The sequence below is a fragment of the Gimesia aquarii genome (genome assembly GCF_007748195.1).
Lineage (GTDB): Bacteria > Planctomycetota > Planctomycetia > Planctomycetales > Planctomycetaceae > Gimesia > Gimesia aquarii.
The window spans coordinates 73,856-98,883 of the sequence record NZ_CP037920.1 but is presented as its reverse complement, the minus strand read 5'-3'; the positions used below and the strand labels follow the sequence as shown (position 1 = coordinate 98,883).

Sequence of the window (25,028 nt, the reverse complement as noted above, 5' to 3'; positions counted from 1 at the left end):
ATATTGTGTGAATCAGAGGGAATCATAAGCCCTGTTTGCGTTTGAGGCGTTCCAGTCGTTTTAGTTCGCGACGTTTATCCCGTTCTTTTTTGCGCGCTTCGCGTTCTTTTTGAATTCGCTCCATTTCTTCCGGCGTTCGTTCGGGAAACAGACCTTGAAGCTGTTGTCCAAATCCGCTTCCTAAAACAGCATCGAGCGCATTCACACCCATCTGTTTGGCATAGTTACCGACCTGACGCATATCGATCTTCGGCTTCTTCAAAGTCCCTTTAATGGGCAATCGTAAAGGGCGACCGAGAAGCGATTTGAGGACTGGTTTTCCACTGTCTTCTCTAAGCAGATTTGTAAATCCAACTTCGGCAATCAAGTCGAGCGATTCATCCAGTCCCACCGAACCAGTCGTCTTGACAGTCACACCTTTCATATGAACTTCGAATGGGGAATGATAAACGCGACCTTCAACCATGTGATATTGAACCACTTGATTGTCAACCTGGACCAGTACCGAATCCGGGGCGAGAATACCTCCAGGTCGATTGAGTTTGACAATGGCAAGAATCTGAGTGATCTTCTCCGAGAGCTCATCAAGCAGTGGGCCTGGTCGTACACGAGCTGACTTTACGATGAATGTGCCTCTGGCTTCTCCTTCTGAAGGGTTGTTGATTGGAATGATGGCGAAGTCCTGATTCAGGGAAAACTGTCCTTGGATACTCGTGCTATTGGCCAGCATCGGTGCGACGAAGCGTAGGGAATTGCGAGTCATCTCAGGCGTGAATTGAAAATTCTGAATGACGGCTCCTCGTTCGAGTACGAGCGCTGCAGGTTTGACATCCAGGCGTATCACGGGAGCCAGCGTGAATTGTCCACCACTCACTTGCATGTTAAGAGGTGAAAATCGGATTTGACCATTTTCAATACGGGCTTCGATATTGGTTTTTCCACTGGTGAGACCACGAATATTCGCTTTGTCCCAGCCGATACCGGCTTCCCCTCTCAGATCGTTGTACTGGTCTGTCGGAGTAAATAACGGTCGTGTGTCAGGCAGTAAAGGCCGCGGTCGTACATTGAAAGAAACATTTCGCAGCTGATCAGACTCAGAACTTCCCAAAGGCCCGTTTAAAGTAAACGGTCGAGTTTCACGGCCGACGATATCGACATCGGGTCCTAATTTGCTGCGTAGGAGCGGGGTTAAATTTTGCCAGTCATAAGTAACTTCACCTGTAAGACGAACTTGTTTTCGAGTCGAGAATTCTCGAATTTCACCTTTTGCTGCCAGATCTAACATTTCTGATTGCACCGACATCTGATTCAACGTGAGCGTGTCTGATTTCAGATCCTGCAGCGTGTCGCCCTCAATGCGCACTTCCGGTTCCTGCCAACTGATGGCCCAACCCGGATTGCGCTGGCTGAGAACCACTTTTTTCTGTGGATTCGAATTTTCTTTAGCCGGTGCTTCGATGGCAAAGTCGGAGATAGTGGTGCGCCAGTTTGCCAGGCGTGCCTCTTCGGTGACGACCACATTTGCCTGACCGGTAAGAGCACCATAATATTTCTGAGCCGGAGGCTCAGCAGGATTTTGAAACCATTGGGAAATTTGATGTAAATTACCATTAAACGCAAGGGAGCCCATGAACGAAGGTGTTTCGATTTCTGCATTCGGTAATTGGACTTCCAGTTCTTTTCCATTCACATTAATCGTCGTACTACGATAAGAAAACAAAGATGCCTTGAGTGTTCGTTGTAATCGATTCCAGCTACCCGAGGTTGTAATTGCGGCCCGTGGTTCATCAATCCAGAGGGTAGGAGTATAAATACGGGCGTCTGTGAGATTGATGTTCGTATCTTCGTGAACGATATATTGGTCGCTGATTGAAACTGAAGAGGCAAATTGAACTTCACCGCCGAGTTGCAGATCTTGTTTTGATAAAGGACGTACACGATCTGCCCAGGAAGCAAGTTTGCCCTTCAATTGAATTTTGAACGGCAGCAATTGTTCTTCAATGGAAGCTTCCCGATTTCTGTTGATTGTCGTAGGCTGTTCCAGTTTCGCCTGGAAAGCATCTTCAGCAGCAATCAAAGTGACGATGAAACGATCGACGTGAATTTGTTCAGGGTCGTTCTTACCCGCTCCCTCTACGGTCAGTTTGAGATTGGGTTCCCGCCAATCACGCCGGTCTGGTAATGCCATCTGCAGATTGTCGAAGTTTAAATAAGATCGCGTTTCCCATGCCTGATCCTTAATCTCAAACCCAATTTCCCCATTCATTTTTCCTTGCAAGGAAACGGCCTGCAGATCGAAAAACTGATCGAGATGACGGGAGAGCTGATCCAGATTCGCTTCCAGATTGATTGCCAGATGATTGGCATTCCCCGTTCCGGATAATTTCAAAAAGTCTGACTGACATCGTAAGGATTGAATTTCATAGGACTCCGGTTCCTTCGCAATCTGCATCAACAATGACATCGGCTGTTCCCAGCGAATTTCACGTCCCTGATTTCGGCCCGTTAAATCGGATGTCTTCAGTCCGACCATCCAGATGGTTTCCGCTGTCTTTTCAGCTTGATCTGGGTCGTGGTTGGAGATTTCAAAGTCGATGGTACCCGATGTAATCTCCATTCCCGGTTTTAAATGGATCGTTTGTGGTAACTGCCGCGCTGCTTCTGCCAGATCCAGATTGCCGGAGAACTTCATGCGCGAATTGAGGAACCCCGCCAGTTTCTCTCGCTTGCTTTCGTTTTGCAGGTCGGCCCAGTTCAGACTGCCTTTTAATGTCAGATCCCCTAACTGAGAATGCGCGTGGGCGTCTTTGAAATGCAATACGCCGTTTGCAGCTAACGCGTCGATATTTCCTTTGGCGTATTCGGTATCGATTTCATCATCACCAATCCACTCGGGGGCACTGAATTGGAAGGGAGCCGCTTCCCAGTCCCCTTTCACAGCGAACCGGGGTTCTTCTTTTGTTCCCGACCATTTCACCTGCAGATTGGAGTTTGAAATGCCGTTAATCTTTGCTCCTGGTGAGAGAGCACTTACGAGTGGCGTTAAATGATTCAGGTCAAAAAATCGTGTTTTGAACTTCAATGATCCTGACCGTGACTGGTCAACCTCACCCGCGTTAACGAAGCTGACTATGAAAGCAATCTCTGCAGGATTTTTCAGCTCTTTATTTTCGGCAGACGGTTGATCCCAGTTTCCTTCTACCAAAACCGGTTCTGTGCGGAGCTCAGGTTTGGTGACTGTAACTTCCATCCCTGTGAGATAAGGGACTTCCTCTGAATCTGGCTTGACGACAATCAGATCCAGATCGGTCAGACGCAGTTTCAATGATTGTTGATTACCCGCTGATGTTGAGTCTTCCTGTCCCGGTTCGCCTTCAGGGTGCTCTTTCGTTCCTTTATTCAGAATCGCGGTGAGCAAGTCACGATTGGCAATCCCCTGATCGTCGACATAAGTCAGACTGGTTACGCCCTCAATGTCAATCTCGCCAACATGCTTACGGTCCAGGGCAAGATCCCAAAGTGTTTTTTGTGTTTTGATTTGACGAATTCGCGCAATGTCCCGACCTTCAAAATCCTGTAAGGCCACATTTTGAAAGATAGCAGGTTGCGTCCAGCCTAGAGAGACTTCTCCTGTACTGATCTCTCCAGGATAGCGTTTGAGAATCCGCGGCAGAATCGAATTTTTGAGTGAGGTGCGCGAAACAATCAGAGGGGCGAACCAGATCAACACACACAGACCGAGAAACAGGACAAATAGAATACGGCCTGACGAGCCTCGCTGCGCCTTTTCATTTTTGGGGGAAGCTTGCTGCTTAGTTGTGTTTGACTGGGCCATAGCAAATCCTGTTTTCAATTTCCGGTTTTAATTCTCCGGTTTCAATTCCTTTGTGCAGGAAACAAATTCTCATCCCTGTTTGTCATCGGTGAGCCCACAAATAACTATATGGAGTTTTTCATACAGCGACAACGTGATTTCCAGCAAGATTGGACGTTCGTTCCCTGAAATAGTGGTTTATCACCCTGTCAATAATCCATTTCGGTATTCAATTCTATATAAGCGAATGTCAATGGATGGCTGTCAGCTTATCATGTTTCGTAAATTTTTGGATTATACCACTTTTGATGATTTCAAATAGATCATTCCGCGAGTGACGCGTCGACTTGAATCATCCGCATGTCGTTGATCAATAATTCAAACCGTTCCTGGATTGATTCATCGAGCGTTCCCTCCTCTGACCAGTCTGAGTCTTGTGTATACAGAAAACGAGGTACAATCACCGAACGGAAATCGAGCATCAAGTGATTGGCAAATGACATCACCGACATATAACTCCCGCCGCCACCGGCAGAACAGAGGAAGCTGATGACCTTGTTTGTGAACGAACGGCCCGTCAATTCTATGATATTTTTGGCTGCGGAGTTCACGTCATAACAATAGATCGGTACGGCAAATACAACGTGGGAAGCCTGCTTCACCGACTCAGCGATCTTGGCAATGTCCTCATTTCCCCAACTCTCATTCGTACCGCACATTTCGATATTCAAATCACGTAGATCAAATAACTGGCACTCGACCCCGTCGGCAATGAGATGTGACTCCATTTGACGCGCAAGAATTTGAGATTTCGATTTGGGATTTAAACTGGTCGCGATAATAGTAACATTTTGCATTTACGTTTTGCCTGTTCGATTTGAATATAGTGTGGTCTGATTTGACTCATCTTAGTGTTGCTCCCCCTTCCATGTCTACCACCCGATTTACGATCGATTTGAGTAAATTTTCGCTACGGAACCTCTCTTTTGAGTCCATGTTTGTTAAGATGGCGCGTATTACTAACTTATGTTTAGAAAATACGCAGGCCATTTATGAACGATCAACAGCCCATTAATCCCTTCAAGCGCATTCTCAGAAGTCTCGGTCCGGCGATTATTACTGCTTCGGTAGTTCTGGGGCCGGGAAGTATTCTCTCTGCCTCGAAGATTGGCCATACCTACGCTTATCAAATGATCTGGGTGTTGGTAATCGCAGTGATCATGATGATTGCGATGACGGCGCTGTCGGCCCGATTGGGTATCCAACTGGAAGGGACCATTTGTGACGAACTGGCAAAGCGCGCCGGTCGCCCGATTGCGATAGCGACGGGCATTATTCTATTTTTGATTGCCGCCTGTTTCCAATTCAGTAATAACCTGGGTGTACTGGCCGCGGTGGAGCCCTTCATTGACGATGGCAGTAATCTCTCATTAGGAATTATCGTCGGCATGAATGCCTTCATTATCATGGCACTATATGGCTTCAAACATCTGTACGGTCTGATTGAAAAACTGATGAAGTTGTTAGTCGGCATCATGATGGTTGCTTTTGCCATTAATCTGTTTCAGGTCAAGCCGGACTGGATGGCGGCACTGTCGGGTTTCATTCCATCAATTCCTGAAGGGACATTTGATACGATTCTACCAAAGTGGGATGCGGGAGCCGATAAAGTTACCGATCAAATGACACCCCTGGTCGCCTTGTATGCAACGACTTTTTCTGTAGCGGGTGCCTTTTATCAATCGTATCTGGTACGACAAAAGGGCTGGACCAGAGACAACCTGAAACAGGGTTTAATCGATTCGACACTCGGTATTAGTATGTTGGGATTGATTACGATGATGGTGCTAATCACGGCTGCGAAAGTTTTGTATCAAAATCCGGATGTGACTGCTTTGAGTTCTGTCTCTGACGTGGCGAAGAGTCTGGAGCCCGCGTTTGGTAAATCGGCTATGATCATTTTCTCGCTGGGGATTTTCGCGGGTGCCTTCAGTTCCTTTCTGGTGAACGCCATGATTGGTGGCTCGATTCTGGCCGATGGTTTCGGATTGGGTGGCTACATTGATCAAAAGTGGCCCAAGTTATTCACCGTGTTCGCTTTGCTGGTGGGAATGGCTGTTGCCATTTATACAAAAACAATGGGACAAAAACCGGTCGGCCTAATTATCTTCGCTCAGTCTCTAACGGTCTTAGGAATTCCCATGTTAGCAATTGCGATGCTCTGGTTGGCGACTCGCGCCGATATGAAAGGCAAAAACGCGATTCCCGCCTGGATGAAAATTTTGGGCTTTGTGGGCCTGATCTCGTCTGTCTTTTTGGCTCTCAGAACAGCTGTGAAACTGTTACTGCCGTTGATTAATGGGTAGTGGTACATTGTTTTAAATATGCTCTACCGCGGAAGGAAACATGCTGATTTAATCGTTCCGGAAGCTTCATCAATACTGATGCGAATATTACAACCTCTGCGATTTGAATTGGTGTAAACGGAGTAATAAGTTGTTCGAAACCAGGGTACATGCCGTTTGCAGCTAACGGGCTCTCTCCATGTCCAACCCTGTTCCTGTGCGTATTCAGAGGCAATTTCAATGGCGTCTTGTTCGGTCATCTATCATTCAATTAGCATTGTTCACGGTAAAACGAAGTGAGATCTTCGGCGACGGCGAAATTCGGACGGAATCCGTTTGTTTCGTCGAAATAGGCAAAAGCCAGCCCTGCTCCATCGAGTAATTTGCAACACAGATAGTGATTTAGTATCTCAATGACATTCTGCCAGGGTGTTGCCTGTTCGTCGAGCTTATGGGGAGATATTAAATCTTTCGCTTGCTGTTCTTTCATATTTGCGGTGTGAATATCTTCTGCGGCGAAGGCAAAGCCACCAGCGCCGTCAACAAGATAGGCGCCGAAATTGTGGAGCACTTCCAGAAAGATACGGACAATGGGTGGCAGGCTTTCATCCTCGATGAGATCAGATGTCGTATCCTTGAAATGACCACGACCATGTAAGACGTCTCCCAGAAGTATACGCTGTCCGGCAGCGAGTGCATTGGGGTTGGCAATGCTATTTGAAAACTCTGTTCGAGTAGCCGGATAAACCCAATTTGGAGGATGATCTGGATGCCGATCGGGGAAATAACGAAGTTGTGGCATGGCAAATATCAGAGCATGTTTAATTTTCGATTTGATCCCATCCGCAAAGTCTTCCGGTAACAAGAGACCGCCTAAATAAGGGAGACCTGATGCACGCGAGCTGCCACTGGGATCGACCTCTGGATGACGCGCCCCAATACCGGCTACATCGAACCGAGAAACAGTTCCTGTGCTCAAAATTTCATCTCCTGCAATTCCCCCTCCAGTGGACTTTCCTTGCGCATCGAGATGTGTAGTGACTTGCCAAAAATCGTACTCGGTTTTTGTCTCTACATCGTAGAGGATAACAGCTCCATCAGAGCCAAGATCTGTGGGTCCGGATGGACGGATTTGCCCCTCAGAAGTTGGCACTTCTAAAGCAGTGAACCCGTTTTTTTTGTTTCCTTTTCGAGGAAACCAAGGCGGCGGAAACGGACAGATTTCATAAGGTAAACAAGAAACCTCCTTGGTAGGAAGTTTCCCATTCATATTCCGTTTCACTTTGTAAATCGGAAAGGAGAACTCGTCGTGGTTAACAAAAGGAAATTGAGCCCCTCCTCCACCACCGTTTTCAAATGTCTTTTCCTGTTTAGTGATGCTGTTTTGAAGTTTTTCAAAAGCGGGTGTTCCCTGCTCGCCATTGTCAATCATAGTTTGGAGTCGTGCCCGGTCTTTATTTAGTTGGTCTTCGCTGAAATTTCGAAAAATATCATAAGCGGCACGAGCCTGCGGGTCACTGATTTCGACAGGCTTCTTTTCCTTGACGTTTTGGTTCCAGGGGCTCACAGGACCGGAATCGTTCGCAAATAATGGTAGATCGAATTGGAACGATCGTGGAAAATCGGGTGCTGCCATGATGACTTCCCTACTTTCTGGAATAGCAGATGTAAGATCGAAATTAACACCAAGAACACATTTGACTACAAACCATTTTAAAACACCAACAAAATCACAGAAAAGCAACTTGTTTGTTAGAAGTATGGTCTTCGGAACCAAATGATAAGCTGCGAAGTCTTGATGTTTAGAGCGAGATATTTTCCAGTTCGAGCTGTTCCGTCAACGCAATGGGTTTCCGATACGGTTCGTAATGTGTAATCTGAACTTCGAATGGGGAAGGCACATGGTAGCTCACGCCGCGCCAGTCGATTGTTTTGGTTCTGATGGCTGTAATCAATGCAGCGCAATACACGTAAATCGTTAACCACAGTACGGCCGCCGTGCGGAGAGGACGGCGTTGAAATTCTTCTCCCCGGTCGCGCACGAGTTGATGAATCAGCGAACTCATGCGATAAATAATCGCAGTCACACAAACGCCGGTAAAAACCAACACACCTGCTGAAATTCCTGCCCAGAGTAAATTTCCCTGAGTTAGAAAAAGCATTGCCAGCAGTATGAGCATCGTCTGTGCAATGGCAGTCGTCAAACCGACGGTTGCAATGAACGACCACTTGGCGTGGTAGAATCGGGCATTTAATAATTGCCGTGTGATAAACTGAAAGCAGGAGGAAAAGGAGGTCGATTCTGCATTGACCATTGTGGCGGCAGGCGCGAAGGCTAATTCTTTGTTTAATTCGGAAGCAATGGATTTCAAACCAGAGTCCTCCCACATCATTTTTGAGAAGGAATTTTGCAGGTGTGGATTTTTGAAAACCGCACGGCTGAGTGCAATCGAGCCTCCCCAGGCGATCTCCAGTGACAACACTTGAATCACTGCTGCCGCATTCCAGGCGTGCCGGACTAGAGTTCCTATATTTGTATCACGGGGTGCATACCAGCGGATTCCTGATGTCACGCCAACTTGTGGATCTTGAAGTGGTGCCACTAAATCTCTCAGCCAGCTTTGATGCGGCACCACATCGGAATCCAACCAGGCGACCACTTCCACATCGTCATCCAATTCGCTCAATGCCTGGACGAGCGAGGCATTTTTTAAGCCGCAGCCTCCGGAATGGTTCTCACGAACAGTCACCTCGCAGTGCGAGTGCCTCTGGTTTTGTAAGTATTGATCGACAAGCTTCCAAGCCGGATCAGTGATGTGATCGACGACAATCTTAACAGTGTAGTTTGGATAATCCTGATTCAACAATCCTTCTAAACAATCTGTGAGAAATGGGTCATTTCCTCGGACTGATAAAATAACGCTCGCAACAGGCGTGTAGTCAGGATTGGAAGTCTGGTTTTGGTATAAGCGGATGCATCGCTGCCCCCAATACACATATAGCAGCGCAAAGCTCAGCAGACAGATGCTGCTTAATGTTGCCAGGACAAACATTTGGCTCACCTCAATTGATGTGGGATGGTTTTGATTTCGGGCAGATTGAGCCGCTAACATCCTGTTTCAATCAACGTTAAATATTGCCCATGTTGCCCATTTTAAAAATCAAAAACCATGAATAGCAACAAAAATTCACAAAAGGGAGCCGATTGTGTGGAATTTTCTAGTGGCTACCTGAAATCGAGAAATCCTCGTTTTGGTATTCGAAATATTGAATTGGGGCCTCAATACCCTTGTTTCAGCTCGGCCTGGAAACAACGGGGCGGTTTAGGGCATTAAGATACTGGGGGGAATTATCAGGTGTCAGGAGTCGTAAATAGAAGTATCTATGGCTCAGGGCCTTTACTGCGATCAATGCGCGTTCCCCTTGGTGCGTCAATACCAAGGCGAACTTTGTCTTCGGTGATGCGAACCGCGATGATTGAGATCTCATCGCTAATTTCCATTTTCGTATTCTCATACAAAATGTCTTCCAGGGGTGCGATTTCATCATCAAAGCCAATGATGAGTTGTACTTTATTGAATCGAATCCAGCCGACCGTAACTTCGAGTTCATCGATGAAAACCGATTCATTCGTTCTTCTGGAAATGACGAACATAGGTCGAACCCTTGAGAATAGCAGGCGTCAAAAACGAGCTGTACTGCAAATAATGTTTAACGAGTCGTTTCTTGCCGAATTGAGGATATCAAATGATTTCCGTAGGTTATATGGCAAAACGTGTGATGCGGAAATGTGATTGGATCCAAAACGATCTGGTTGGAGATATTTACTCTGTCAGTAGTTGTATGTCAGAAGACTTCGCAGATTATATTTTTTTTGGAAACACAATGGCCACTGGTTCTTTGATTCTCCCGAAATTATCAGTGTGCTGGCGAAAGAGCACAATATCAATCTGTCAGACACGAAGCTGTTTTACTATGAAGTATACGAGTATCAGTACGATGAAATTCGTTCCAACTGGGAACCCTTCGAACCAGAGCCGTTAATGGTCACCGACGTACAAATTCCTGAAGAAAAGACGCTGGAAGGTTACGATGTTGTATCCATCTTTATATCCCCTGCTCCAGGATGCTCATATTTATCCTGCAATAACATGGCAGCCGAAATCAGTGTGAATCGGCATTGTTTAATCCCCACATTTGAAGAGGCAAAGTCTCTCTTGACGCAGGGAGTCTTTGATAACTGCGAACCCGGACCGTCTCGCATCTTCGCCGTTTATTCTGTACCTGTAGATATGGAGTGATCACAGTGAAATGAAGTTTCATTTCATATTTTTCCTTGCCGATCTCTCATCTGTTCGACAGAATGAAAATGATTTTGTGTCAATTCTTCGACACGATTTGAAAATGTCTATGGTATCTTTTCCTGTTTTGAGGAACATTCGATGGTTCGCTTTTTCTTGTATTTCTTTTTGTTCTGCGTTCCTGGCTTTGGAATATCTCAAGCTTTCGGAAACGAAGACTTGAAAGCGAACACAAAAAGTGCGCAAGTTAAAACCATCAGCATGGTCTACAAAAAGGAGCCGCGGCGGTCGCTTACGGTTTATTATCCGGACGGTTGGAAACCAACAGATAAACGGTCGGCGTTGGTGATTTTTCGTTGTCGTATTCCAGAACAACGTGAGTATTTCAGGCAGCGGGGAATGGTGATCATCAAGCCGCAGCTCGCCGGTGTGAACTCGGGGAAGCTGCCTGGTTTAAGTTTAAACGAGATCGCGAAATTGCCGAAGCCACGACTTCAAGTGGAAGACACCAAAAGTGTCATCCGCTTCGTGAGAAAAAATGCCTCTCAACTTGGTGTGAATCCGCAACGCATTGTCGCGACAGGAACTTCCGGTGGTGGAGATCTCGCACTGCAGTCTTACCTCAATTCTGCATTTGAAGACCCTAATGATGATCGCTCGGTTTCGCATCGTCCTAATGCGCTGGTCCTGTATTGCCCTGCCTTTGACGGGATCGACATCTGGTATGTCAAAATGGAAACGCTGTTGAACAATACCAAAGCCAAAGCCCCTTCGTTTACTCCTCACCTTTTACAGTTCATCAAGAATACAACCGACGACTACGCGACGCCCCTGGATCATCGCGCGAAACTGATTGAACTCGCAGCAAAGTTGGGCAAAGAGCAGAAGATTGACGAATCTGAAATCAAGCACTTTCAGGAGATTCTCAAACTGTTTAATCAGCGGGACTGGCAGTTGCTGCATCCCGTCGAAGATGCGCTGAAAATGTCCGCTTCTCGAATTCTAACCAAGGAACCACTTCCGCCCACCCTGATCATGTTTGGCGATCGAGACCATCTTTTTCAACACCAGAAAGCGTTCGTTGAAAAAGCAAAAGCACAAGGCCAAAACTTCGAACTGAAAATATTCAAAGGAGCCGGCCACAGCTTCATGCTGCAACCCGCATTCATGGAACCAAGCACGAACGAGGTGGAATCGTTTTTAAAGAATCAGGGGTTCCTGCCTTAGACGTGGCTGTTTCCAACATGTGAAGAAGCAATTTTTGCTTTTCAGGGAGTCTTTGATGATTGTGAACCAGGACCTTTGTGTATCCTCATCGATTATTTTGTGTCTAGTGTTTATGGGGGTTCGCATTAGCTAAAGTAACTACGCGAAGAAGCCCTGGAATCAATGTATCCTAAATGTGGTGATTGCAAAATGTATCGCAAAGCATTTCCAAAATGTGAAGTTGCAGGACCGTTAGATCCGATCGAATTCAATCATGGTGGGTATGTAAAAAATATACCTCACAAGTGCTATGAATGCTCTAATTTGTTTGAAGGTGAATGCGTACGCGCGATGGAACAGGTTGAGGACTACCTGTCTCTGGACTATGGTGCATGTCGAAAAACCGGTGACTGCAATCCCGTTCTAGTCGAAGATCAGTTTGTTAAAAGCAAGGTGTATGTACCTGCGAAATGCGTAAAATGTCCATTCCTGGAGTACCATACGATTTTGGGGTTTCGTTGTCATGAAGACGCTGATGTATGGGGGGCTTATGGCAAAACACTTGACTGGGGGCATTGGTCACCAGAGATACCGAATATAGGGCTCGAATCTGGCAAATTAGTAACCATAGAACTCATACAGGCCGTTCAAGAAAAAAAAGAAGTCGATGCAATAAAGATCTTTCGTAACTTGAATAAAGGAACAAATATCAGAGAGGCCAGAGACGCTTATCAAGAATTGTCTCTCAAATTGGAGCATCACAGGTAGTAAGTAAATTTCGGTACTTGAGGCGTAGGTACATTCGAAATCCTTTTCTAATTACGACATTTTTTGAAATCATGTAAAAGAATGAACCAATCTGAGATTATTGAATATGTAACTGCCAGAGGTGCAAATGTCGTTTTGAGAAAGTTTGGTGCCTCTCAAGACTCAGAAACAATCTGTGTTTTAGTCGGTTCGATCCCCGTCGAATCAAGCACAGACATTCAAGGTTGGGAGCACTCTATTTATCTTGATGAATTAGTTGGCGGCTGGAGTATTGGATTTAGTCAGTTCGGAACAACAAGGTCTTTGGATGATGTTGAGTTAAAAAAACTGTTGGATCTTTGGATTAAAAAGCCAGACTACAAAGCGTTTCGAGCTTATGAACCCTCATAATCAGTCAGTTTTTCTTTACTTCTTTGCGATGGGTGGGCATGATGGAACATGTTGGCTTATGAGAAAACTTTCTTGTTTTATCTGATATTGTGAGGCGGCTATGCATGTTAAAAAGCTGAAGGACAAACTGATCAAAGGCGAAACCGTGTATGGTTCATTGTTCCAGCATGCGGTGGTGCCGGCGATGGTGGAGTCGATTCCTGATAACTCACTCGATTTTGTGATCGTCACGCCCGAACATACGACCCTGGATCTGGCGGAATTCCTGCCACTGCGATATGCCCTGAAGTCGAAGGGCATTGTCTGTCTGGCACGCACACATAGTCGTGACCCTGCGGATGTGGCCCGCGTTTGTGATACCTTTGATGGTGTGGTCGTGCCTTATGTGGAGGAATACGAACAGGCCCAGCAACTGGCGGCGGCCGCCGTGTATCGCCCATTGAAAGGAATGGTATTGGATCGGGTCTTAGAGACTGGCAAGTGGCCCAGCAAAAAGACCGAAGACTATATTGAAAAGCGAAACGAAGAAACCCTGTTTATTCCGATGATCGAATCAGTGCCCGCGATTGAGAATCTGGAAAAGATCTGTTCGATTCCGGGAGTCCATGCCGTGTTTGTAGGGCCAGGCGACTTGACGGCCAATATGGGAATCCCCCGCGAATATGATCACCCGGAATTGATCGCCGCGATTCAAAAGGTGATCGACACAGCCAACAAACAGCATGTCGCTGCTGGCTGCTGGTTCGGTACAGCGAAGCAGGCACTTCGCACCATGCGGCAGGGTGCCCGGCTCGTCGTGTATGCCAACGATGGTTTGATGCTGCAGCACGCGATGCAGAGCGCGTTCACTGAACTTCGTAAGGGATGAGATTTGAGTATGACGATCACACAACAGCAAAAAAATACGGCTTCCGTGTTTGCCATTCTCACCGGGCTGATCTCGATTCCACTCACGTGGATGACGATTCGTGAACCACTGCTTCTTTCCGGCTTAGGGAATTCGGTTCACTTGCCCATTGGTCAATTGAACGTGACCGGAGTCAATGGAACCATTACCTTCTTATTCAAATCACCAATCTGGTTTATCGTAGGTATCGCAATTTCTGCCAATGTGATACAACTCATGCAAAATTCCAGGCAGTTTGCGATACCCTGGTTCGCCGGATGGGTGACTTCCATTTTCGGGGTAATCTGGATTGGTATCGGCATTTGCGTGGCTCTGTTTTCAGACAAAGCGACGCTGGGCATTGGTTCGTTACTGGGATTTTTCTGTGCGGGAGTTGCCTTGTTTTGTGTCATAGTGCCTACTTCGACGCAAGAAGACCCACTTCCTACCATAACAGATGCTTCATAACTTTCTCACCATTGAAACTTGCCCTGGTATTGGTACGGTTTCCTCTATCGCTAATGAATCGATTGAATGGCTTCAACGACATTATAAAATGTAGGAATGCTGGTGTTATAAAATGGAATGCGATTCACATCTGGATTCGAGATGAAACATGGATCACATGACTAAACTAGTGACAAAGAAATTCGCCATCCCTGCGTTTCTGTGCTTTGGCAGTATTTTCGTCGCAGCGATGTGTCATCTTTATGTCAGTGCGCTAGATCTTCATTTGCCATTCGGTCTCATTCAATGGGCTTTTGGTTTGGGGATTGTCTCTGGTTTATTGATCTTGGTTGTCGGCACCTTATTGAAACAAACTCCTTGGGGAATCATCGCTGGAGCTTTCGCTTGCTACGCACTGACGGTGGGGTATATCGTCTTCGGAAGAGGAATTCCCATTACATGGCTCTATTAAAGAGTTGCTGGAAAAGCTACCATTCGAGGCTGAAACCTGTTATCTTTCTCAATCGTGAACATGGCGGTGCACGAAATTCATTGAAACCAGGAGAATGGATATCGAAATGGATGAATCGGAGCTGAGTCGGCGGTCAGAACTTCGAAATGCGATGTGGGTTTACCTGTTGGCGCTGATCATTGGACTGGGCGTGGGAACGGTGGGGTCAGCGTTTCATTACACGGTGCAAAAAACGACTAAGCTATTTAACGTGATCGGTTCCGTGTTCTCCGATAATGGAACGCTGGCAATTGTCATCGCCGCGGTTGTCGGGGCTGTGATGGTGGGAACTGCGGCTGAATTGGTTCGGCGCTACGCACCGGAAGCAGCGGGAAGCGGTATCCAGGAAATTGAAGGCATTATGTCAGGATTGCGGCCGCTGCGTTGGCGCAGTCTGCTCCCCATTAAGTTTATTGGCGGTATCCTGTCGATGGGCGCGGGGCTGGTTCTGGGGCGTGAAGGACCAACCATTCATTTGGGTGGCTGTATCGGTCAGATCGTAGGTGAAAAAGCACGATCGAATGAGGCCACAATGAATACGCTGCTGGCAGCGGGGGCTACCGCAGGATTAAGCGTCGCCTTCAGTGCACCGCTCGGGGCGATTTTGTTTATGATCGAAGAGATGCGGCGGCGGTTCAATTACAACTTCGTTTCTCTGCACGCAGTGATTCTAGCCAGCATTACCGCAAATACTGTGAACGATCAGGTATTCGGAACGCTACCTCAATTGCCGGTTCAGCTCCAGACCTGGCTACCGAGGTTTCCTCCGCCGGGGAATCTGCTGATTTCTTTACCCTTTTATCTGACGCTGGGAGCACTGATTGGTGTCCTGGGTGGTGGTTTCAACACAGTGTTGCTCAAGTGCTTGCGCATTTCTGACGGACTGAGTCGACGCACGATGTTGATGATTGTGTGTTCTGTTGGTGCTGTCGTCGGAGTGCTGATGCTGATCGCGCCGGAATTTGCGGGAGGCGGCGAAGCCCTGGTGAAAGAACTATTCGACAAATCTCCCATGCTTAGTTTCCTGTTGGCTTTGCTCGTCGTGCGTGCGGCGTTGACGTTTTTGAGCTATTCGATGGGAGTCCCGGGAGGCATTTTTGCACCCATGCTGGCATTGGGCGCCTTGATTGGAACCAGCTTCGGTTATCTGGCTCAAGATTTGATGCCCCACGCAAATATTCATCCTGGCAGCTGCGCCATCGCTGCTATGGGGGCCTTGTTCGCAGCGACGGTTCGGGCACCGCTGACTGGAATTGTGCTCGTGGCAGAGATGACCGCCAGCTTCAATTTACTGCCAGCAATGATCGTCACCTGCATGACGGCGAGTGTTGTTGCCCAGTCAATCGGCAGCAGACCCGTTTACGATCTGCTCCTTGAGAGGACTTTGAAAGACAGCAACGTATAGTTTCAATCTGAGATTCACCACTGAGACCATCAAGGAATCGGGCCCCAAAGCTTGACCATCAATGCGTACATCGCTGGATCGTGGGCTTTGAGTTCTGCCCGTACAAACGGGTAGAAATCGTTGACGCCAAAATACGCCTCGGTCGACTCTGCAAAGTATTCTTTGTGGTTGTTCAGGCCATAGTGCCGGGCTTCTTTACCAGTGTGTACCAATACTTTCTCATAGATCCCTTTTTCTTTTGCTGCATTGTACGTGGTCACGATATCGGCATGATCGAAACTTAAGACCTGATCGTGATACGCATGCGCCAGTTCGTGCAAGACACAGTAAGGGTGCTTGGCCCACATCTTTCGATCCAGCAGTTTTTGAACAGAGGAGATATGAATGTGCTTGGCGAGACGTGGATCATGCCCATGTGCGATCAACCAGGCTTTGCTCGGATGATAAGCCATTGTGTTCAGTTTCTTGTTATTCCACTCGACCCAGATCCGCAATTTTTGCAAATCTGTGACGCGCTCTTCCGGAACAATATACTTGACTCTTTGCAGATGGTTCGCCAAGGCCTCTAATGCGCGTTTTCCCGTCTCAGCATGTTCTTGGGAAAGCAGCAAGGGATCGACGGCCACAGTCCAACCTTCGATTTGTTTTTCAACGGGATCGTAAAATTGAGGAGACTCTTCGGCTTGTAACCGGCTGGAAATCGATATCGCTACACTGAAAAATAGCAATAAAACAATCCGCACGCTTAGCAATTTCCATTTCCCTCGACGATTTACCATTATAAGCCTCTGATATCTAAGACAAAGTGTCGTGTGAAGTTTTGATTTTAATGATTCTGATTCCAAATAGGAATCACGAAATTGAACATGACAGATCGTTCTCGATCCTTATCGTTCCGAAAGTATTATCAGAGAATTTTCTCCTCTGGTATTTGTCAGTTCCTCGTATAGAATGAGAGAAACGGCCCTGTCTCACTTTATCTGAACCCACTCAAAAACTCATGAATGTGGAATCCAAATCACTACTAAAACGTGTGTTGCCGTGGCTGGTTCCCCTTCCGCGCGGGATATTTGACAAACCTCAAACGGGAAAACAGATTCTGGTTTATTACCTTTGTCGGATATTCGCATTCTATATTCTGTTGCTGATTCTGCTAATGGTGCTTCAACGCTGGCTTATCTATCAACCTACGCGCGTTTCTACTTTGTCTGTAGACCAAGCCGGTGCACCGTTTGGAGTGGTACATGACATTTCTACACGAACCGACGATGGTCTGGATCTAAAGGGCTGGCATTTTCTCGCTGGTCAGGTTGGCTGTACTGACCGCGCTGCCTGTGATATTGAACTTGCCAAAGGACGGCCTGTTGTGATTCTCTTGCATGGTAACGGGGGAAATCGTCTGCACCGGACTGAAACCTGTCGGTTGTTGGCCAGCCTGAATATGCATGTCTTCGCCTTCGATTATCGAGGCTATGCCGAAAACCCGGGCAGCCCCAGTCAAACAGGTTTACTCAACGATGCCCGCGCTTTCTGGAAATATGCTGTCAGAGATCGCAAAATTGACCCACAGCGAATTATTCTTATGGGTGAATCCCTGGGCGGAGGTGTGGCAACGCTACTCGCCAGCGAACTCTGTCAGAAAAAAACACCGCCCGCGGGTTTGATTCTGCGATCTACGTTCAGTTCGATGGTCGATGCCGCCTCACATCATTATCCGTGGGTTCCGGTCTCCTGGCTCTTGTGGGATCAATACCCCAGCCTGAAAGTCATACCGGAAATTCAATGCCCACTGTTGGTGATTCACGGGACGGCAGATCACATCGTTCCCTATGCCCTGGGGGAAAAATTATTTGAGGCTGCGTTGCCCACGTCGTCTACTGGCATTCCGAAACGCATGGTAACCATTCAACAGGGAACGCATAATGGCCTGATTTACGAGGCACGAGGAATTTTGACTACCACCTATGATCAGTTCGCCAAACAAGTCATTCCGTTAACTGTCATTGAGTAAGAAAAGTCTCTGCTGGTAGAGTCGAATCGTTTAAACAGAGTGAATCTGAAGTGCTATGAACTATGCAGGTTGCGACCGTTTACTCCGAAAACTGCTGGGAGTTTCGCCTGTCAGTTTGCGAAACGTGCGCGTGAAATAAGCGGGTGATGAAAACCCTAACTTACGACTCACCTGATCAACGGTCATTGTGGGATCGCCTAACATCCGCTTGGCTTGCCAGATTTTGATTTCGTTGAAATAAGCCATAATCCCACAACCATATGTTTTGCGGAACGCCGATTTGGCAAGCGTCGGGCTAACGTGGACTTCTCGGGCGACTTCCGTAATTGTTAAACGGTCATTCACACGATTGAGGAGCAAGCGGCGAATTTGCAGTGCCAGATCATCTTGTTCGCTGGTCTTCGAAACCGGGGCCAGATGATCAAGTACCAGTGTGAGAAATACTAATAGCCGACTCGTTACATCCAGCATGCGATGGGGATGTTCTGAGATCAACTGGTCTGCCATTCTCCAAAAGGCATGTTGCAGATCCGGATTTTCTGCTGAGCTGACACGCTGCACTCCTTTAACCAACGTCTGCAATTCATGGCACGCGTCGGCGATCCCAGATTCTTCAGGCCAGTGACCTAAACGATCCAGATCGACGACAAATGCAATCGTCGATGCTGTATGCGGACCTTTGTTGGACCAATGATGATCTACTCCCGGTCCAATCATACAAAAGTCTCCGGAATCTAACTCAAACCCTCCCTCGGGCGTCAACAACGTCATCGGCCCCTGCAAACTACCATGCATGGCAATGACAGAATGGTTGTGCTTCTGAGTGCGAGTTCCAGGAGGAAAATGTCCGGAAGTAAACCGGGCAAACGGTCCCGGCGTGGGATGATAATAAGAGAGATAGTTCCAGCTCTGTTTCAGCGAAGAAGTCTTCTGAGGTTGGGAAGAGGGCAAATAGTATGAGAGATCGATCTTATTGGCATCCACGTTATTCACAGGATGGATGAGATGGTCCGACTCTTCTTGTTGATTGAGTGAGGTTTTACGACTCATTTTTGATCGGCTTGAAAATTTTGGTTTTTATATTTCACGAGCGCGTTCTCATTAAGCTTCAAGTTTCTTACTGATCTCAGATCAGCGGACATCTAAAAACAGAACGTGACTTTTTGAACACGCTGACCTTGACTCATCCACGTTAAAAATATGACATCGATTCCTTAAGTCATAATACCAGCTTTACTCGCAGAATGTCCGATAGTGCTGAATTTAGGTCTGATAAGGCATTTCTGATTCGATAACTACTTGTAAATTAGAGGTTTATCGAGTTTGTCTTTTCAATACCAAAAACACAAATCCCTTCCTGAATACCATACGAGTAGAGATGACCGTCGAAAACTTTGGCCAGAACTGGTTTCCAGATAGGACAAACCAAACTCAATCGCTCACCAGCGACGAACAAAAAAATTCTCCAAGCCATGTGCTCTAAAAACGGCTTGTGGACCATATATTTTTTAATCGATTAATTGTTTTCTTAGCTTAAGTAAAAGGAAATCCCTCATGAAGCGTAAAGCTTTCACATTGATAGAATTACTGGTTGTGATAGCGATCATAGCCATTCTCATCGCATTACTGCTTCCCGCCGTTCAACAAGCACGTGAAGCTGCGCGACGGAGTGCCTGCAAGAACAACATGAAACAAATCGGTTTGGCAATGCATAATTACCATGATGCATTTACGACATTCCCGATCGGTTCTCAATACAACATGTGGCAAGCGAACTGGAGATCATGCATCCTGCCATACATCGACCAGGCTCCCCTTTACAATCAACTGACTCAGACTCCCGCCGATGGTCGCGGCTACAACACAACAAATACCTGGACCGGTGGCGGTGGATATGGAACCGGACCGGGATCCAATGAAGCGTTAGATAAAGCATTCGTGAATGTGTATAAATGCCCTTCCAGTCCATTAGATTCTTTTTATGTGGGAACAGTAGGAGGCCGGCATCCAACTCCAAGCGGCTCGCAAGTCGGAATGACAATGGATTACGTGGGTATCGGAGGTGCGTTTAGCGAGACCATTGTTCCTTTCGATGCGGCCAGCAATACCAGGGCTCAGGTTAATACGTTTTATGGAACGATGGCTCAGAATGGTATGTTACAAATCGGAAACGTCGTGCGGATCCGAGACTGTACCGATGGAACATCAAACACAATTATCGTGGGCGAAGACTCTGGCTCTATTGCAGGAGACGACCGCCGAAAGAATTTATCCGGTGGCTGGTCCGGCATGAGATTCCCGGGAACCTCCGGAGGCAATGGTTACGGAGGTGGGGGAATCGTTACGATCCGCTATGCATCGAATCCCAAAACTGCACCTGCCTATACGGGCGCAGGATTTAATAACGGTCCTCTAACGTCATATCACGTAGGAGGCGTGCATGTGCTGCTGGCTGATGGAGCGGTGCGATTCATTTCGGATAACCTCAATTTCACGACCCTGCTCTCATTGGGCACATTGAATGACGGACTGGTTGTCGGTGAGTTCTAAACGATGTTGTTTCAACCCAGATACACACAGTCGGATAACGACCGATTGTGTGTGTCTGCTTTTAAACTAGAGACTGTGTTCATGTTAACGTTATGAACCACCAGGAGAAGCTTACATGTTGCCTATGATTCGCAGTTCTGATATTGCATTAACCCGATTCTGTTGCTGGAAACCCTGCTTTCTCACTCTATTCGCATTGACTACCTTCGCCGGCTGTACAGGCAGTAATGCCGATACCCCCAAAATGGGTACCGCCTCTGGAAAAATTACGCTCAATGGAAAACCGCTAGCCGATTGTCGCATCAATTTTAATTCCGCTAAAACCGGAGTCGGTGCTGGAGGAGACTTGAAAGAAGATGGTTCTTATACCCTGGAAGGTTCTCTTCCTGTCGGTGATTACATACTATTCATCACGCCCCCCAGCGATTTCACTCCTGCCAAAGCCCAGGCCAAAAGCGGCTTGACCAGTGTGCCGGCAAAGTACCGTGGCGAAGCAACCAGTGGTCTCACCGCGAAAGTCAAAGAAGGCGAGAGCGAATATAATTTCGATTTAAAATAGTGTTCAACCACCGGCACAGACCATAGATATTCTCACAAGCTATTCTCGACCGTCACTTGGGAAGTTTTATCTTTATCCGACTTTTTTCCAAAAGAACAGATGCTTGAACATCACTGCCTCAGGTAAACTGAAACGATCATAAGAAATCTTTTCACCGTCTGAGGTACAACATATTCCGCGACAACGATTACCAGATATACAAAGATCAAACACCATGAACTCACTCTTAGCTGACTCAACAAATACTCGATCGATTTTCAAACTGGCAGGTTGCATGCTCTTGCTCACTGTCGTCGGTACATTACATCAAACGACTGCCTACGCAGGCCAACTGATGGCGGGAGCTGCGAAAGTAGATATTACGAATCGCGATGTCAAACTGGTGAATGACCCCTTGTATGTGAAAGCATTGGTCATCAAAGAGGGTGATACCACTGCCGTGATCGTAACAGTCGACGCTGTGGCCATCGCCGAAATTGGTTCGATCCGTAACGAATATCTGGACAATGTGCGAACTCAACTGGAAAAAGACCTCAAGATCAAACCCGCCAACGTCATGATCAATGCCAGCCACTGTCATGGAGTCGTCTGTGCTGACGTGGAGCAACGGACTGTTCAAGCTGTAAAAGAAGCCGCAAAAAAACTGGTACCCGTCAATGTCGGCGTAGGTACCGGACATGAAGATCGTGTCATGGAGAACCGCAGACTCATCTTGAAAAGCGGCAAAGAAGCGGACGTGCGTCATGCTTATTCACTACCGCCCGATGAAGAAGTCGCCAAAGTTGGTCCCATTGATCCGGAAATCGGCATTTTAAAACTCGACAAAAAAAATGGAGAGACTCTGGCCGTTGTGTATAACTTCGCCTGCCATCCTATACAGGGCGTTCCCAATAAGGGAAACACTGCCGACATGTCTGGCTTTGCTTCACAAGTGATTGAAGACAATCTGAGCAACGGCACAATCGCCCTGTTCGTGCAAGGCTGTGGTGGTGATATTAACCCGGTGATGTATAAAGATGTCGACAACCCCCGTGATGCCGAAACGTTGGGAAATATGCTCGGCCTCAGCACATTGAAGGCACTACGAAAAATCAAATGCACTGATGTAGGAGATTTGAAAGTCATCAACGAAACACTGGCATTACCCCGTTCCAATAACGCGAAACGTATCGCCGCGATTAAAGTCGAACAGGAAAAATTGATGAAATCATTAGGGGGAACCAGTCTCAACCTGAAAACCTTTATTCCATTGGTTGTGAAATACAATCTGCACAAAGATTTTCCCTCCTATTATTCACATCGCTATCTGCTGGAAGAAAAGCTGGGCCGCGATGATCTGAAGCAACTCGATGCAGAAAACCGCACCAATCTGGAACGATACATTCGCAACATCTACACGATGGAAAAACTCTCCATCAGTCAGACCAACTTGAGATTGTTAAATAAACATCAGGCTCGCAATACCACCGCTAAGAAGAAAACGGTGGACGTCGAAGTGCTGGGCATCAAAGTGGGTGATTTCCGGATGATTACCTTCCCGGCTGAACTGACTGTCGGGATCGGCCTCAACATCAAGAAAAAATCACCACACGAAAATACGTTCGTAGCCGGCTACACCAACGGCTACATCTACTACGCCCCCACCGCCGCACAACTCAAAAATGTGGGCGGCGCCCAGGAAGACAGCGACTGCATGCTGGCCCCCGAATGGCAGGCCATTTTTGAAACCAGAGCCCAGGATATCATTAAGCGACTGAAATAGTGAGTCATTTCATTTGAAGCTTCCATAATTTACGCACCATCGCTGCGCTTAATGCCTTACCTGTTTAACATTAGAATGTCTTTTTTTTGAGAAACTTGGATTTCTCAGAAGATCTTCGCACAAATTTATATGGCCTGGGTCTCTCTAAAATAGGTTCCCTTTCTAACCTTCATTTCTGATGTGACGAAACGACTTGGATTACGAATATTAGATTCGCGTACTACACAAACTCGTGTATTATAGAGAGTATTCATTCACTCTTCTTTTAAGCGGAGTACATATCCATGCAAGTTCGTATTTTTTTGATTTCCAGTTTCATTCTCTGTTCAACAAATCAAGTGACACAAGCGGGAATGCCCAGTGCCTCTCTGGACCTGACAGAAACCGCCACCCTGCGATTAGAGAGCATTTCGTTTTTCCTGCTGATCCTTCTGGGAAGTGCTTTGATATTTAAACTGCTCTGGAATGTATTGGCGCGTGATTTTCCTAAAATGCCAGTGCTCTCTTACAAAGCAGCTTTGGCGGGAACTGTGCTCTGGGGAATCATGTTCCTGTTTGTGCTGACTATGATTTCAGGAGCCCGTGAACTATTAACACCTGGTGCCTGGAAAAAAACAGGGCGCACTTATCAGCTGGTCGATTCCGAACCGAAACAGGTAGAAACTCCTGAATTTTCGCTGGATGAACGTCGAGCAAAATTGAGTGATTTACGCTCTGCGCTGTTCATGCATGTGGCGTCACATCAAGGTACACTGCCTGAAAATCCGGAAGCTGCGACTTTTGCTGAAGAGTTCTGGATTCAACCCGGTCACATGAATGCGAAATACGGATACATCGACGGTCAAAAACCAAGCGATACCTCAAAACCTCTCGCATTTGAACAGGCTATCTATGAGGATGGGCAACAGCTTGTTTTGTTCGTTGATGGATCCATCAAGGCACTCCCTCTAGACAAAGCAAAGGAGTTGCTAGATGGAAAATGAACCCGGGGAACCACCAAAACAGAAAAAGTACACCATAGTGGGTTGGTTGACACTTTGTGTGATTTTCGCATTTGTACTGGGGTGTGCCGGAATACTCTTTCCCCTTCAATCCCTCTACTATCTTTCTCTGGGTTGGTTCCCGTTTTTAAAACGCGTGATTCCACAAATGACGGTTTCCGTTTCGGGTCTTGTGAGCGCTTTGGTTCTACTCATCTTGATGGCTGTTGTCATTCAACTCCTGGGTGCTTTTATTGTCCGACGTTTGCAAACTCATAACACAACTGTTTCTCCGAAACACTGGCAGACGCGCTGGACGTTCGCGTTGATCGTTATAGTTGGTATCTCTTTTACCGGTGGCTTTGCCGTTGTGGGAATTGCCCACCAGACGTCCTGGCTGGTAACCAGCGACGACGCTCTCATTTACAAAAGTGGATTCGGTGCTGCCAGACGTAGTACGTCCAAGAATAATCTCAAACAGATTGGTCTGGCAATGCACAACTATCATGAGACGTTCAACCAACTTCCCAATGGTGGAATCTTTAGTCAATCCGGCCAACCGCTACATAGCTGGACTTCGCAAGTGTTACCGTATCTGGATCATACTGCTCTCTATAATGAGATCGATTTCAAACAATCTTGGGACGCGGAGACAAATCGTAAAGTCTTCGAGACTAAAATACCCGCATTAGAGAATCCCGGGATGAAATTTCTTTTTGACAATGGAAAAACGAACGAACAAAATGCCAAAGGATACCAGCCAGCCCATTATGCCGCTAATAGTCTGGTGTTAAACGCGAATTCAAACATGAATTTTAAACAAATCAGTGATGGCACATCAAACACAATCCTGGCAGGCGAAATTCAATCGAATATCAAACCCTGGGGCGATCCACGTAACTTTCGCGACCCGACATTAGGCATTAACCAAAGCCGACACGGGTTTGGGAGTCCATTCACTGGCGGGGCACACTTTTTAATTGGCGATGGCAGCGTCCGCTTTATTTCAGAGGAGATCGACCCGGAAGTGCTCAAGGCACTCAGTACTCCCGCCGGCGGTGAAACTGTAAATGAATTTTAAAATGCATTCAAT

At 46.9% G+C, this 25,028-nt stretch carries 24 protein-coding genes; 16 read left to right on the top strand and 8 right to left on the bottom strand.

Annotation, left to right across the window (positions count from 1 at the left end; genetic code table 11):
* Window positions 1-22: 22 nt before the first annotated feature.
* Window positions 23-3,835, bottom strand: a complete 3,813-nt coding sequence (locus V144x_RS00380; protein ID WP_144979702.1) for a hypothetical protein — start codon at window positions 3,833-3,835, stop codon at window positions 23-25.
* A gap of 302 nt (window positions 3,836-4,137) precedes the next feature.
* Entirely contained in the window at window positions 4,138-4,671 is a 534-nt protein-coding gene (locus V144x_RS00375) for an NADPH-dependent FMN reductase (RefSeq protein WP_144979699.1), read from the bottom strand.
* Window positions 4,672-4,866: 195 nt separating this feature from the next.
* Between V144x_RS00375 and V144x_RS00370 the strand changes: the two genes are divergently transcribed.
* The gene (locus tag V144x_RS00370) at window positions 4,867-6,180 is read left to right on the top strand and encodes an Nramp family divalent metal transporter (RefSeq protein ID WP_144979696.1); all 1,314 of its coding nucleotides are present in this window, start codon (window positions 4,867-4,869) and stop codon (window positions 6,178-6,180) included.
* Window positions 6,181-6,203: 23 nt separating this feature from the next.
* On the opposite strand, the gene V144x_RS00365 is transcribed toward V144x_RS00370, so the two are convergent.
* The 3 genes from V144x_RS00365 to V144x_RS00355 all read right to left on the bottom strand — a co-directional run bounded on the left by V144x_RS00365 (window position 6,204) and on the right by V144x_RS00355 (window position 9,212).
* On the bottom strand, window positions 6,204-6,419 hold the full coding sequence (locus tag V144x_RS00365; RefSeq protein ID WP_144979693.1) for a hypothetical protein: 216 nt from the start codon (window positions 6,417-6,419) through the stop codon (window positions 6,204-6,206).
* A gap of 11 nt (window positions 6,420-6,430) precedes the next feature.
* Window positions 6,431-7,795, bottom strand: a complete 1,365-nt coding sequence (locus V144x_RS00360; RefSeq protein WP_144979690.1) for a hypothetical protein — start codon at window positions 7,793-7,795, stop codon at window positions 6,431-6,433.
* Window positions 7,796-7,961: 166 nt separating this feature from the next.
* Window positions 7,962-9,212, bottom strand: a complete 1,251-nt coding sequence (locus V144x_RS00355) for a glycosyltransferase (protein WP_144979687.1) — start codon at window positions 9,210-9,212, stop codon at window positions 7,962-7,964.
* A 156-nt stretch (window positions 9,213-9,368) separates the two neighbouring features.
* On the opposite strand from V144x_RS00355, the gene V144x_RS28880 reads away from it, so the two are divergent.
* The gene (locus V144x_RS28880; protein ID WP_261343641.1) at window positions 9,369-9,494 is read left to right on the top strand and encodes a hypothetical protein; all 126 of its coding nucleotides are present in this window, start codon (window positions 9,369-9,371) and stop codon (window positions 9,492-9,494) included.
* A gap of 47 nt (window positions 9,495-9,541) precedes the next feature.
* Here the strand turns inward: V144x_RS28880 and V144x_RS00350 are convergent, their stop codons facing one another.
* Window positions 9,542-9,814, bottom strand: a complete 273-nt coding sequence (locus V144x_RS00350; RefSeq protein ID WP_144990597.1) for a carbon storage regulator — start codon at window positions 9,812-9,814, stop codon at window positions 9,542-9,544.
* A gap of 268 nt (window positions 9,815-10,082) precedes the next feature.
* Here V144x_RS00350 and V144x_RS00345 point away from each other — a divergent pair, with 268 nt between their 5' ends.
* The 8 genes from V144x_RS00345 (at window position 10,083) to clcA (ending at window position 16,073) form a co-directional block, all read left to right on the top strand.
* Window positions 10,083-10,460 (top strand): hypothetical protein, encoded by a 378-nt coding sequence (locus V144x_RS00345; protein ID WP_197998697.1) that lies wholly within the window; start codon window positions 10,083-10,085, stop codon window positions 10,458-10,460.
* A 141-nt stretch (window positions 10,461-10,601) separates the two neighbouring features.
* On the top strand, window positions 10,602-11,687 hold the full coding sequence (locus V144x_RS00340) for an alpha/beta hydrolase (RefSeq protein WP_144979684.1): 1,086 nt from the start codon (window positions 10,602-10,604) through the stop codon (window positions 11,685-11,687).
* A gap of 189 nt (window positions 11,688-11,876) precedes the next feature.
* A complete protein-coding gene (locus tag V144x_RS00335) occupies window positions 11,877-12,434 on the top strand; it encodes a hypothetical protein (RefSeq protein ID WP_197998696.1) in 558 nt (185 codons plus the stop codon).
* A gap of 81 nt (window positions 12,435-12,515) precedes the next feature.
* The gene (locus tag V144x_RS00330; RefSeq protein WP_144979681.1) at window positions 12,516-12,824 is read left to right on the top strand and encodes a hypothetical protein; all 309 of its coding nucleotides are present in this window, start codon (window positions 12,516-12,518) and stop codon (window positions 12,822-12,824) included.
* Between the two features lie 100 nt (window positions 12,825-12,924).
* Complete coding sequence (locus V144x_RS00325) at window positions 12,925-13,692, top strand: HpcH/HpaI aldolase family protein (RefSeq protein WP_144979678.1); 768 nt, start codon at window positions 12,925-12,927, stop codon at window positions 13,690-13,692.
* A gap of 9 nt (window positions 13,693-13,701) precedes the next feature.
* On the top strand, window positions 13,702-14,178 hold the full coding sequence (locus tag V144x_RS00320; protein ID WP_144979675.1) for a hypothetical protein: 477 nt from the start codon (window positions 13,702-13,704) through the stop codon (window positions 14,176-14,178).
* Between the two features lie 148 nt (window positions 14,179-14,326).
* On the top strand, window positions 14,327-14,629 hold the full coding sequence (locus V144x_RS00315; protein ID WP_144979671.1) for a hypothetical protein: 303 nt from the start codon (window positions 14,327-14,329) through the stop codon (window positions 14,627-14,629).
* 94 nt (window positions 14,630-14,723) lie between these two features.
* Window positions 14,724-16,073: a H(+)/Cl(-) exchange transporter ClcA gene (gene clcA / locus V144x_RS00310; RefSeq protein ID WP_144979668.1), complete on the top strand. Its 1,350-nt coding sequence runs from the start codon at window positions 14,724-14,726 to the stop codon at window positions 16,071-16,073.
* 29 nt (window positions 16,074-16,102) lie between these two features.
* Here the strand turns inward: clcA and V144x_RS00305 are convergent, their stop codons facing one another.
* A complete protein-coding gene (locus V144x_RS00305) occupies window positions 16,103-16,852 on the bottom strand; it encodes an anthrax toxin lethal factor-related metalloendopeptidase (protein WP_197998693.1) in 750 nt (249 codons plus the stop codon).
* 221 nt (window positions 16,853-17,073) lie between these two features.
* Here V144x_RS00305 and V144x_RS00300 point away from each other — a divergent pair, with 221 nt between their 5' ends.
* Window positions 17,074-18,084: an alpha/beta hydrolase gene (locus V144x_RS00300; RefSeq protein ID WP_144979665.1), complete on the top strand. Its 1,011-nt coding sequence runs from the start codon at window positions 17,074-17,076 to the stop codon at window positions 18,082-18,084.
* A gap of 60 nt (window positions 18,085-18,144) precedes the next feature.
* Here V144x_RS00300 and V144x_RS00295 read toward each other — a convergent pair whose 3' ends face one another.
* Complete coding sequence (locus V144x_RS00295; protein WP_144979662.1) at window positions 18,145-19,134, bottom strand: AraC family transcriptional regulator; 990 nt, start codon at window positions 19,132-19,134, stop codon at window positions 18,145-18,147.
* Between the two features lie 504 nt (window positions 19,135-19,638).
* Between V144x_RS00295 and V144x_RS00290 the strand changes: the two genes are divergently transcribed.
* From V144x_RS00290 to V144x_RS00270, 5 genes are all read left to right on the top strand, one after another.
* Window positions 19,639-20,634: a DUF1559 domain-containing protein gene (locus V144x_RS00290; protein WP_144979659.1), complete on the top strand. Its 996-nt coding sequence runs from the start codon at window positions 19,639-19,641 to the stop codon at window positions 20,632-20,634.
* A 115-nt stretch (window positions 20,635-20,749) separates the two neighbouring features.
* Entirely contained in the window at window positions 20,750-21,193 is a 444-nt protein-coding gene (locus V144x_RS00285) for a hypothetical protein (protein WP_144979656.1), read from the top strand.
* A 214-nt stretch (window positions 21,194-21,407) separates the two neighbouring features.
* The gene (locus tag V144x_RS00280; RefSeq protein ID WP_144979653.1) at window positions 21,408-22,955 is read left to right on the top strand and encodes a hypothetical protein; all 1,548 of its coding nucleotides are present in this window, start codon (window positions 21,408-21,410) and stop codon (window positions 22,953-22,955) included.
* A gap of 284 nt (window positions 22,956-23,239) precedes the next feature.
* On the top strand, window positions 23,240-23,938 hold the full coding sequence (locus V144x_RS00275; protein ID WP_144979650.1) for a hypothetical protein: 699 nt from the start codon (window positions 23,240-23,242) through the stop codon (window positions 23,936-23,938).
* The gene (locus V144x_RS00270) at window positions 23,928-25,016 is read left to right on the top strand and encodes a DUF1559 domain-containing protein (protein WP_144979647.1); all 1,089 of its coding nucleotides are present in this window, start codon (window positions 23,928-23,930) and stop codon (window positions 25,014-25,016) included. Before V144x_RS00275 ends, V144x_RS00270 begins: the two co-directional genes overlap by 11 nt.
* Window positions 25,017-25,028 lie beyond the last annotated feature (12 nt).